This is a genomic window from Nereida sp. NH-UV-3 (genome assembly GCF_042939535.1).
GTDB lineage: Bacteria > Pseudomonadota > Alphaproteobacteria > Rhodobacterales > Rhodobacteraceae > Nereida > Nereida ignava.
Window position 1 is genome coordinate 2,411,794 of sequence record NZ_CP132157.1, and the last position, 11,389, is coordinate 2,423,182.

The window sequence follows — 11,389 nt, forward strand, 5'->3', positions numbered from 1 at the left end:
TCTTTACTAACGCACAGCCGCAATAAGCTGCATGTTAGTGATGGCGTCTGATCCTTAAAGAGTGGTTAAACCCAAGCCGTTCAAGCAGATGTTTTTGCCTGCTCAGACATGTGCTCTACAAACCGTTCAAACAGGTAATAACTGTCCATCGGGCCCGGACTTGCTTCAGGGTGGTATTGCACGCTGAACACGGGCCGATCAGCCATCCGGATGCCACAGTTAGACCCGTCAAACAAAGAAACATGCGTTTCTAGCACACCGTCGGGTAGTGTTTGGCTATCTACCGTGAAGCCGTGGTTCATTGAGGTGATCTCAACTTTCCCGGTTTCCAAATCCTTAACAGGGTGGTTGGCGCCGTGGTGGCCGTGGTTCATTTTCACAGTTTGTGCACCAAGGGCGAGAGCCAACATTTGGTGACCCAGACAGATACCAAAGACCGGAATGTTAGATTGCGCCAAAACGTCTTTGATCATTGGTACAGCGTAAGTACCCGTCGCTGCCGGATCGCCCGGACCGTTTGACAGGAACACACCGTCGGGTTTGTGTGCCAACACTTCTTCTGCTGTCGCTTTTGCGGGTAGAACAGTTACATCACATCCCGCAGACGCAAGGCACCGCAAAATGTTACGTTTTGCGCCGAAATCTAGCGCGACTACTTTGAAGCCAGCCTCGCTGCGCTTTGCGTGGCCATCGGGCCAAGCCCACCGCATTTCATCCCAAGTGTAGCTTTGTGCACATGTGACGTCTTTTGCGAGGTCGAGCCCTTCGAGGCCCTTGAAATCACGGGCTTTCGCGACGAGCGCTTCAATATCGAATTTTCCATCTTCGCGGTATTCCATCGCCACATGTGGCGCGCCTTGGTGGCGTATCGCGCGGGTGAGGGCGCGTGTATCAACGCCGCCCAGCCCCATGCGGTTGCGTGCGCTAAGCCACTCACCCAGTTCTTGTGTTGAGCGCCAGTTCGATGCGTCTGTCGGGTCCCACTTCACAACCATGCCGGCCGCGATTGGGTCTGCGTGCTCATCATCTTCTGGTGTGATGCCTGTGTTGCCAATGTGTGGGAACGTAAAAGTAACAATCTGGCCGGCGTATGACGGGTCTGTCATAATCTCTTGGTAGCCGGTCATTGCCGTGTTGAAGCAAAGTTCAGCTTCAACGATGCCTTCTGCACCGAAGCCAAATCCGTAGAACAACGTTCCATCTGCAAGGGCGAGGCAAGCTGTGGGGTGAGACGTGTCAGTCATGGCGCAGATTCCGGTTCATCAGGTCAAACTTGGCGGAACATAGGCACTTGGCGTAAGGGCGTCAACAGGCGGTCTGTGCATTGGGTGAATATATAATTTCATATATTTATCAATGACTTGAGGACTTCTCGTCGGGCTTGAGTTGTAACGCTGTTACGCCTATACCTTAGTCCTTTAACTTAACTGACAAATTAGGTCCTGCCATGACAATGAAAGAACAGATTTCTGCCGCGCTGAAAGAGGCGATGAAGGCGAAAGATACTGCCCGCTTGTCAACGCTGCGGTTGGTGAACGCCGCGATCAAAGATCGTGAGATTGCTGCGCGTGGATCTGATGAGGTGGTCTCTGTGAGCGATGCCGATATCACGTCTATTCTGGGCAAGATGGTCAAGCAGCGCAAAGAAAGTGCCAAAGCCTATGAAGAGGGCGGGCGTCTGGAGCTTGCGGAAAAAGAGCTACAGGAAATCTCGATCATCGAGGATTATTTGCCAAAGCAACTTGATGCGGACGAAACCGCAGCCGCAGTTCAAGAAGCCATTCGCACGACCGGGGCCGAGGGCATCCGTGATATGGGTAAAGTGATGGCAGCGTTGAAAGCTGCCTATACCGGCCAGATGGACTTTGGCAGCGTAGGCCCGATGGTCAAGGATCAGCTGAATAGCTAGGGGTCGCTTCACGGTGTTCTTTGAGCAGGCGTTGCACGTCATCATAGAGTGTGACGCGCTCATCAGCTGATAAAAACGCGCCAAGCTCGACCTCGCGGTTGGCGCCTTTCAACGTAACATAGTTTTCTACGGGTCCGGCCTTAGTGTGCATGTGTGCGCTGACCCAGTAGGTGTTAGCTTGCCAGCTTTGGGCCGGTGCACGTGGGTTGATCCGCGACAAAGCAGTTGTTTCACAATCAATTGTAAGCGTTTCGCGCACCGCGGCGTCTTTCTGGTTGCGGCGGATCGCGCTCCAGACTGCCCAAAGTGCGATGATAAAGAATGGCAGCAGACCCCAAACAACGGGGCTGCCCAGAATGGCGATTGCGGGCAGAAAAATTAGGCTGCTGGTAATGCCGATGAACCAGACGAAGCCTTGTGGTGTCATCGATTGGTGAGGCCAAAGTGTTATGGTGCAAGGGTTTTGATTGGTAATTTGATAGGGCATGTCGTCTGTCGCTTGCGTGTCTATTCTTGCCCAGAAGTTAGGCTGCTCTTGCGAGTTAGCAATGCTGACCACTGCTTTTCCACTGTATGTTTTGCCGCAGGTCAAAATGAATGACTTCCATCCGGTCAAAAAGAAAAAGCCCCCGCCGATAAAGGCGAGGGCTTTCTTGTTTCGTCGTGGGCTACAACGCTTAGTGCGCGTGGCCTTTGTCCCAGTCTTCCTGCTTTGGAAGAATTTCAAATGTATGCTCTGGGGGTGGTGATGGAAGTGTCCACTCCAGCGTATCTGCATACTCGTTCCATGGGTTCGCTTCTGTCACGCGGCGTCCTGCAAGCAATGTGTAGAACAGAACCACGATGAAGAAGAGGAACGAACCAAACGACAGGAATGCACCGATCGAGGAGACGTAGTTCCAAGTTGCGAACGCTTCGGGGTAGTCGATGTAGCGACGAGGCATACCCTGACGGCCCAAGAAGTGCTGCGGGAAGAATGTCAGGTTTGCACCGATAAACATTGCCCAGAAGTGCAGCTTACCAGCCCACTCGGGATACATGCGACCGGACATTTTCGGCAGGTAGAAGTAGATACCTGCGAAGATGCAGAACACCGCCCCAAGGCTCATCACGTAGTGGAAGTGAGCAACCACATAGTATGTGTCATGATAAGCGCGGTCTACACCGGCTTGTGACAATACGATGCCTGTTACACCACCGACGGTGAAGAGGAACAAGAAGCCGAACGCCCAAAGCATAGGTGTTTTGAACTCAACAGAGCCGCCCCACATTGTCGCGATCCAGCTAAAGATTTTCACGCCGGTCGGTACCGCAATCACCATCGTTGCCATCATGAAGTATGACTGTTGCGTCAGTGACATGCCGACTGTGTACATGTGGTGCGCCCAGACAACGAAGCCCAAGACACCAATTGCGACCATCGCGTAAACCATTGGCAGGTAGCCAAAGATCGGCTTGCGCGAGAATGTTGCGATGATGTGGCTGATGATACCAAAGCCCGGCAGAATGATGATGTACACTTCCGGGTGTCCGAAGAACCACAAGATGTGTTGGTAGAGAACAGGGTCGCCACCGCCATCAGGCTGGAAGAAGGACGTGCCAAAGTTGCGGTCTGTCAGCAACATTGTGATCGCACCTGCAAGCACGGGCAGTGCCAGAAGGATCAACCATGCAGTTACAAAAATAGACCATGCAAAAAGTGGTACTTTGTGCAGTGTCATACCCGGCGCACGCATGTTCAGGAACGTGGTGATGATGTTGATCGCACCCAGGATCGAAGATGCGCCGGAAACGTGTACAGCAAAGATTGCCAAGTCCATCGACATGCCGGCTTCTGACGTTGAAAGCGGTGGATACATGACCCATCCGACGCCTGAGCCCAATTGGCCGTTGCCGCCTGGTGCCAACATTGATGCGACACCCAGCGACGTACCTGCGATGAACAACCAGAATGACAAGTTGTTCAAACGTGGGAAGGCCATGTCTGGCGCGCCAATTTGCAATGGCATGAAGTAGTTACCAAAACCACCAAACAAGGCGGGGATAACAACAAAGAACATCATCAAAACACCGTGGTAGGTGATCATGACGTTCCACAGGTGACCGTTTGGCGTACAAGTTGCCTCAGATGCGAGGAAACGTGCGCCTTCAAGACACATGTATTGCACGCCAGGTTCCATGAGCTCGAGGCGCATGTAAACTGTGAATGCTACGGAAATGAAACCGACGATACCCGATGCAAATAGGTAAAGAATGCCGATGTCTTTGTGGTTTGTAGACATAAACCAACGGGTAAAGAACCCGCGGTTGTCTTCGTGCTCAGCGTCGTGGCCGTGAATGGCGGCGTCTGCCATGTCCGGTGCCTCCGTTTTTGTTGGTTCCCAATGTATATCACCCCACGAAGCGACTCGTGGAGGGTATTCTGACCTGTTACTAAGGCACAGCCGCTATCAGAGCAATGTTAATACGCCGTAAAATGTGGGCTAAAATGGCGCAGGTCATTCAAGTTGGAACGATCTAAATATCTGATTTTACCGCCAGTTTAGAATTGTAAACAATTGTATACGTTGAAGATCTGGCCCGTCGTAACGGATTGTTTTTGGTATTTCAGTGCTTTGTTATTTCTAAATGATCGCGGGAAAATGCGTCTCAAACGTTTTGCGTAATGCGACGTCGAGGTCGTCCATCGTAACAGGAAGGCCCAAATCCACCAGCGATGTAACACCGTGATCTGTAATTCCGCAGGGCACAATGCCGTCAAAATGCGACAAATCCGGTTCAACATTGATTGAAATGCCGTGAAAGCTGACCCACTTGCGCAGGCGAATTCCAATCGCGGCCACTTTATCCTCAGCCATGCCACCATTCGGGCCAAGCGGCTTTTCAGGCCGCTCAACCCAAACGCCAACCCTACTGTCGCGAATATGACCGGTCACATTGAACTCGCCTAACGCGTCAATCACCCAAGCTTCCAGAGATTGCACAAACGTACGCACATCACGGCCCCGTTTGTTCACGTCAAGCATAGTGTAGATGACCCGCTGTCCCGGCCCGTGATATGTATACTGTCCGCCACGCTTACTCTCAAACACGTCAAAACGGTTTGGGTCGGTCAAATCACTTGGGTCCGCCGATGTGCCTGCAGTGTAAAGAGGGGGGTGTTCAAGCAGCCAGATCGCCTCGTTCATCGTGCCGTCGATGATCCCTGCAACGCGTCGCTCCATCTCAGCGCAAGCCGCGTCATATGAGACCAAAGACGTGGAGGTAATCCATTCGACCATTTAGAATTTCCTAGCTTGCATGTCCCTGCCTACTGACAATCCGATGGCGCAGCGGCAATTTTGCAAGGCAATATCAGGCCATGTTGAGATTGTCATGAGTGACGTGCATTTTTTGACTTGTAAGGCCGCCGCAGTTTGTCTAAGCCGCGCCCATACCAAGCACATGAACATGCGGTCGTGGCGGAATTGGTAGACGCGCAGCGTTGAGGTCGCTGTGAGGTAACACTCGTGGGGGTTCGAGTCCCCCCGACCGCACCATTGTAGATTTCCAAAGCAGTTTCCCATCAAAAAGGCCCCAACGATTTAACGTCAGGGCCAAAGTAATGGTTTGTATTCTGATAACGGCCTTAGGTGCCGTCGTCGTTCGCCGCTACTAGTGCGGCTACCCCGATCAACAGCAACGTTGGCAAGAGCCAACCGATATCATCGTCTTCTGGTTCCAACACTTCTGGATCGACAAGGCCTTCCGCAAGCCCGCCTGCATATGCCGCAAAACCTGCAATTCCTAATCCAATAGAGATCAATAGTAATTTCTTAATCTGGCCCACCAACTCGTTAATACCTTGTTAACTTTATCAGATAGGCCTGTTTTTCCACGTCTTAATTTTTGCCGGTGGTTGTGCCGTAGGCTTCAATTGATTTGCCAAAGTAACTAAGCACGATGCCTTTAATGCGCGAGAGCCAGATCACTACGTCGCCCAAATGCGCTTTTGCCCGTTTGGGGTAGAAGGGCAAAAACATGAACGCACATAAAACGGCGAGTAGGGTCAGGATTATAGATCGGTAGATTTGTATTATGTCGCGCAGCAATCCTTGGGCAGTGCCATAATTGATCCTCCGACTGACACTGGCGTTTAGGGCGTTGTGAGTTGTTCTGAGCGAGAGATACTGCAGCGTTGTCCGATCTCTGTCCACGTCCTCGGATATTTTTGCAGATGGCACCCAATATATTTTCTGCCCCATTTTGAGTACCGACTTGGAAAACGCGGTATCTTCACCGCCTGTTTTGTTGAAGCGGTTATCAAACCGAAGCCCCGCGGCCTCCGCCCCAAACAGATCGCGGTGGAAGAACGCGTTTCCAGTTGCGGCAATCGTCATTGGCTGGCCAAGCCGGTAGCCAGACATTTCTGTTCTGCGCCGAAATGCCGATAGCCCCTTTGGGTATCGGAACACATACGGGCCCGTAAATGCGCGTGCGGTTGGATATGATGCGATTGCGCGCTCATACTCGAGCAGCCAAGCAGGGTCAGCTTCTTGGTCATCATCGAAACTGGCGACCCATTGGCTGCCTCGGGCATCCGCGATGTCCAAGCCCCTGTTGCGTGCGTGTGCTAACCCTTGTTTGGTCTCCAAAACATGAATGACCGGCCAGGGCCACGCTTGCGCGGTGATCCACTGCTGAACTTTTGGGTGTTGTTCGTTCTCAACCACGATGACATCCACGTCGTGATCTCTGCATGGGATCATCATCGCAAGTGAGCGCATTGCACGCTTGAAAAGCTCGGGGCGATTGTGGGTGCACATCACAATGCTGATTTGGCCACGTTTTTTTGACAGACGACGGGCATGCGCTGCGACAGGAAGGTCCGCTGAGGGCAGTTTTCGCAGTTGAAGTTGCGGCCAAAGAACGGCTAGGCCTGCCGCCCAGGCACGGGTCAATCTTAGTCTTTCACGGGCTATATGGGCCGTTCTCCATCGACCCCGTACAATATAAAATCCCGTCTCTTCAAGTAGTTTCCAGCCGAAGTTAAAGCCTTTCAACGCAACGCTCATCCATATTTTGAGAGGTTCGTTTCTAAGGCGTTTTGAGTTTTGTTCAATTTGTGGATCAGGAACCGACAGGTGCTGAAGGTGCCGTATGGTTTTGGTCGAGGTGTTATCCCTAACGCGTGCGAACGGGACGAAAGTGGCGTGATCTGCGCCAAGCGGCCCCAGCTGAAGCAGTGGGGCTTTTATGACGTGATTGGCTTGCCACAGCACAGTGGCTTCTTCGCCGTATGAAATGCCATCGTAAATCCCAGATGTTTGCTTGCAGTCGTTATCCACGGGACCAAAAAACGCGGCTCTCTCAGGCCAAAGGCTTGCGGCTTTTTGTATTTCAGCAAGCCAGTAGGGATCCGGTGTTAAACCGAATGCAAAGAATGCAAACCACTCGCGGCCACTCTGGCTAAAATGTGCGCGCGCCGTGCGATATGTTTCGTGCCAATCGGACGCAGCTACGCTGACAATCTCAATCTGCGCGCAGTTGATATCATTGACGACTTTATCCGCCTGAGCCCTTGCTTCTGATGTACCTTCACTGATGAGCACCATCAGATGCGCCCGTCCGCTGCAGCCTTCCAGAGCAGCCTCAAAATGGCACAATGTTGTTTCGATATCTTTTGGGGTTTCACCGGCCTCGACAGCGATGAAAATATCCAACGAAAAAGTGGGCGACATTACTGAGTACTCGTTAAGTCTGAATTGCGCGTTTGCAATCCATCGGCCACGTTACGGATGTAGTATACGCTTGATGGCGGGGTGATGTAACGGGTGCAAGGGTGAAGCGGTTATCAACAACATTGGTGTGTATTTTGGTCCCATCGGTGCTGGGGGCCGCGGACTTTAACCTTACGCCACGGGGTGTCTCGGGGCTTATTGATATGCCTGATGCGTTCATGTTGCCGGATGCAGAAAGCGCGTTAAGCCTTGCACGTGACAAGGACTTTTCTACGCTGAACTTCACGTTCCAAGCGCTGCCAAGGCTTCAAACCTCGCTCAGCTTCGCGACGTACGACGATATTGGAGCTGGAGTTTCGTCCGAGAATACCTCGCTCAATCTGAAATATGCGCTGACAGATGAAGGGCGTATTTTGCCTGCGATCAGCGTGGGCATTAACGGGCTGTTTGGAAACGATCGTGATGCGGCCGAGTATATTGTGGCGAGCAGAACACTGCACAGACCGTTGAGGCCAGCGTGGGTCTGGGGTGGAGACGCTACGGGGGGACGGCAGATGTTTCCGCACCATTTGGTCAGCGTCCCGCGTTTGACACCGCAAAGCGCGCCAGTTTTGATCACCTGTTCAAAGGGGACGCTGGCGTTTTTGCAGGCCTGTTGTGGCACACACCGGTAGACGGGCTTTCACTGGCCGCTGAATACAGCAGTGATACTTTTGCCAACGAAGCAGTGATGCCAGATAGCCGGTTCAATTTTGGTGCGCGTTACGAGGTCAGTGAAGGACTGACACTTGGGGCCAATCAGCGCGGTGGCGATACCGTCGGTGTGAAGCTGACCCTTTCTGGCAACCCAAACCGGCCACGTGTTGCACAGCCTGTTGGGGCTCCGCCTGTATTTGTTGGCGCGCGCAGTGGTGCGGCGCAAACATGGGGCGGTGCGGCGTCGCCTGATTTTGACCGCTTGGCGGGGTTGCTGTCCGAACAAGGCATTCAATTGCAAAAGGCAAAGTTAGACGGAGACGTTGCGGCGGTCCGTGTTGTGTCTTGGAGCAATGCAGCAGTGCCCAAAGTGATTGGACGTACGGCGCGTGTTTTGGCGGCGACCTCACCGCAAAGCGTCAACGTATTTGATATTTCGCTAACCCTGAACGATCTGCCCACGAAAACCTTTACGATCCGGCGTAACGACATCCATCAATTGGTTGATCAGCCACGGGGTGGCTCGCAAGTGTTGGCCAACACAGGGATCACAGGCGCGTCTGATAGGGCCCAGACATGGGACTGGCAGCAACAACAGCAGCCAGGGTTTTATTGGTCGGTCGCACCGCGCATCCAGCTTGATGTGACTTCTGACAATGAGTTTGATCCTGTGGCGGTTCTAAATGCGTTCGGTAAATATACCGTGTCGCCATCCCTGAGTTTTGTGGGCGTGCTTGATTACTTGTTGGCGGGGGACAAAAATCAAGACCCCGCACCCGCGTTGCCAATGGCGCGCAGCGATAACAGCTCGTATGACCGGAGCTCGGTGCAACTCACGCAACTTGCGGCTGTCTATCAGCGCAAACTTTCCGATACGGTTTACTCGCGGTTTTCCTTTGGCCTTCTAGAGCGCGGCTATGGCGGGGCCAGTGCCGAAATCTTATGGACCCTAAACGCCAGCAATTTCGCATTCGGTCTTGAAGTGAACGAAGTGAAGAAACGTGACTATGACGACCCATTTGAATTTGTGGATTACACGGCCACCACGGGCCATGGCTCGGTCTATTGGGACACAGGGTATAAGAGCGTTTCTGCGCAGTTAGATGTTGGTAAATACCTAGCGGGAGACTGGGGCGGCACAGTGACCCTGTCACGCTATCATGCAAACGGCTGGGACACCTCGCTGAGTGCGACACTCACGGAAGCCAACAAAGACGAGCAACTCAAGTTGGGCCTACGGGTTTCGATCCCGCTGGGTTGGGTCGCACCGACCACGACCGCACAGAAAAGTACGCTGCGCTTGGGCGGTATTTCCGGAGATGCTGGTGCGAGGTTGAATGTGTCTGACCGGCTTTATCCCAAGGTGCGTGATGCGGGTGATCAGCGCGTATACGACAGCTGGGGGGAGTTCTGGAAATGATGCGCGCGATTGTTGGAGCATGTCTGCTGTTATCTACCGCTTGCTCATCAGGGGGCAGCAACGGCCAGCTTTGGAAACTGGCCAGTGAGCAGCTTCGGGATGGACGTGCGGGGTCAAGCCAACAGGTCTCAAGGGCTGAGATTTCGCGTGACCAAATTGACGTGCTTGATCTTGCAAATATCCGTGTCGAGGTACCTGATCAAAAGTTGAGAACGCTGGCGCTGGCCAACCGTGCACGCGGTAACCGTGTGTCATACCTTACACCGTCTAAACGCCAAATTACCCTCAAAGGTGGGTTGGTCGTTGCAACTCAGGGCTTTGGGTTTGACTTGCTGCCAATGCAGGTCGAAAGCAACGACCCGATCGCTTTTCCACTCCCACCAAATAGGTGGCCCGAGGCAATTACACGAACATATTTTACCCCAGGTCGCGGGCCTGACGGACAGTCTTGGAATGTCAGATGTAGCTATAGTGCGGGTGACACGGTGCGTATCACATTGGCTGAGCTGAGTTATACAACCCGTCAAATGATCGAAACTTGCGAGGGCGGAGGGGCCGGATTCCGCAACCTCTATTTTGTGGATGAGCGTACAGGGTTTGCGTGGCAATCGCGCCAATGGGCGGGGCCTGATCAGGGGTATCTCAACGTCGAAGTTCTTGAACCGCTTGATTAGGCGTCACGACAAGATCAACAACCAGACCCAGATAGACACCATGTTTGCGGCAGTGCCCAAAAGGACCGATGTAGCGGCCACACGTTTTGCCCGCCCGTACATGTTTGCGAATAAGTAGGCGTTGATACCGGGGGCGGAGGCGGCTGTAATGATAGCTGAGCGCATCTCGAAGGTAGACAGATCAACCAGCTGACCAACGCTGTAAACGATCACTGGATGGACCACTAACGACAGGGCGACAACGTAAAGCACCGTGGTCATATCACCTTCGGGTTTATAGCGGTGTAACACGCCGCCAAGTCCGAAAAGTGCGGCGGGCAGGGCGGCACGGATCATCAAATCAATGGCGTCTTGCAGCACACTCGGCACGGTCAATCCGGTGAGGTTCACGATGAAGCCAAGCGAAATGCCGATGATCAGTGAGTTTTTGATCGTAGAGGTAAATATGGTGCGCGCAACGTCACGGGCAGGCGCGCCGTGGGCTTTGGCAAGCTCCATCCCGATGATGCCAATGCTTAGGTTAAGTGGCGCGTGAATGGCGATGATGGCGTAGTTACCGGTCAGGGCCTCGGAGCCAAAAGCGCGCTCGGTAATTGGCAGGCCAAGAAGTACGGAGTTTGAAAAGAGCGCCACAAACCCGATGGCAACTGCGTCTTCCCAATCGCGTTTGAACAGTACTCTGGCACCGATCAGCCCCAAGGCGAAACACACAAATGCGCCTAAATAAAAGCTAAGCAGAATGGGCCAGTTGAAGGATTGGTCAAGATCAAGGTTAGCGATGGCCGAAAACAGCAAGCACGGGATCGCAAATCCTTGGGCAAACTTCATCAGCCCATCAACATATTCTGCCTTAAACAATCCACCCCACGAGGCGGCATAGCCGAAACCGACCAACAAAAAGACAGGAATAATGACGTCAATCAGAGCTTGCATGGCGGGTCCGGGGTGGGTGAGCAGCGTCGCGGGCCTC

General features: G+C 53.1%; 9 protein-coding genes, 1 tRNA gene and 1 pseudogene. 4 read left to right on the plus strand and 7 right to left on the minus strand.

What is annotated here, in order from left to right; all coding sequences use genetic code 11:
• Positions 1–80: 80 nt before the first annotated feature.
• Positions 81–1,244, minus strand: coding sequence for a glutamine-hydrolyzing carbamoyl-phosphate synthase small subunit (gene carA / locus NeNHUV3_RS11840; protein WP_391481594.1), 1,164 nt, complete (start codon positions 1,242–1,244; stop codon positions 81–83).
• A gap of 203 nt (positions 1,245–1,447) precedes the next feature.
• On the opposite strand from carA, the gene NeNHUV3_RS11845 reads away from it, so the two are divergent.
• Positions 1,448–1,909: a GatB/YqeY domain-containing protein gene (locus NeNHUV3_RS11845; RefSeq protein WP_341247112.1), complete on the plus strand. Its 462-nt coding sequence runs from the start codon at positions 1,448–1,450 to the stop codon at positions 1,907–1,909.
• Here the strand turns inward: NeNHUV3_RS11845 and NeNHUV3_RS11850 are convergent.
• The 3 genes from NeNHUV3_RS11850 to lipB form a co-directional block, all read right to left on the minus strand.
• Complete coding sequence (locus tag NeNHUV3_RS11850; RefSeq protein ID WP_391481596.1) at positions 1,887–2,396, minus strand: DUF2244 domain-containing protein; 510 nt, start codon at positions 2,394–2,396, stop codon at positions 1,887–1,889. The genes NeNHUV3_RS11845 and NeNHUV3_RS11850 overlap by 23 nt on opposite strands.
• Before the next feature lie 190 nt (positions 2,397–2,586).
• A complete protein-coding gene (ctaD, locus tag NeNHUV3_RS11855; RefSeq protein WP_391481598.1) occupies positions 2,587–4,263 on the minus strand; it encodes a cytochrome c oxidase subunit I in 1,677 nt (558 codons plus the stop codon).
• 270 nt (positions 4,264–4,533) lie between these two features.
• Positions 4,534–5,190 carry a lipoyl(octanoyl) transferase LipB gene (gene lipB / locus NeNHUV3_RS11860; protein WP_391481600.1) on the minus strand — a complete coding sequence of 219 codons (657 nt, stop codon included), beginning with the start codon at positions 5,188–5,190 and terminating at the stop codon, positions 4,534–4,536.
• Positions 5,191–5,361: 171 nt separating this feature from the next.
• Here lipB and NeNHUV3_RS11865 point away from each other — a divergent pair.
• Positions 5,362–5,448, plus strand: a tRNA-Leu gene (locus NeNHUV3_RS11865).
• A gap of 89 nt (positions 5,449–5,537) precedes the next feature.
• Here the strand turns inward: NeNHUV3_RS11865 and NeNHUV3_RS11870 are convergent.
• Positions 5,538–5,738 (minus strand): hypothetical protein, encoded by a 201-nt coding sequence (locus NeNHUV3_RS11870; protein WP_391481602.1) that lies wholly within the window; start codon positions 5,736–5,738, stop codon positions 5,538–5,540.
• Positions 5,739–5,790: 52 nt separating this feature from the next.
• A complete protein-coding gene (locus NeNHUV3_RS11875) occupies positions 5,791–7,629 on the minus strand; it encodes a glycosyltransferase family 2 protein (RefSeq protein WP_391481604.1) in 1,839 nt (612 codons plus the stop codon).
• Positions 7,630–7,847: 218 nt separating this feature from the next.
• Between NeNHUV3_RS11875 and NeNHUV3_RS11880 the strand changes: the two are divergent.
• Together NeNHUV3_RS11880 and NeNHUV3_RS11885 are read left to right on the plus strand one after the other, a co-directional pair.
• Positions 7,848–9,745 (plus strand): annotated as a pseudogene (locus NeNHUV3_RS11880) (YjbH domain-containing protein).
• Positions 9,742–10,419 (plus strand): YjbF family lipoprotein, encoded by a 678-nt coding sequence (locus NeNHUV3_RS11885; protein WP_391481605.1) that lies wholly within the window; start codon positions 9,742–9,744, stop codon positions 10,417–10,419. The pseudogene NeNHUV3_RS11880 and the gene NeNHUV3_RS11885 overlap by 4 nt, the downstream one beginning before the upstream one ends.
• Before the next feature lie 3 nt (positions 10,420–10,422).
• Here the strand turns inward: NeNHUV3_RS11885 and NeNHUV3_RS11890 are convergent, their stop codons facing one another.
• Positions 10,423–11,352: an AEC family transporter gene (locus NeNHUV3_RS11890; RefSeq protein WP_391481607.1), complete on the minus strand. Its 930-nt coding sequence runs from the start codon at positions 11,350–11,352 to the stop codon at positions 10,423–10,425.
• Between the last annotated feature and the right edge of the window lie 37 nt (positions 11,353–11,389).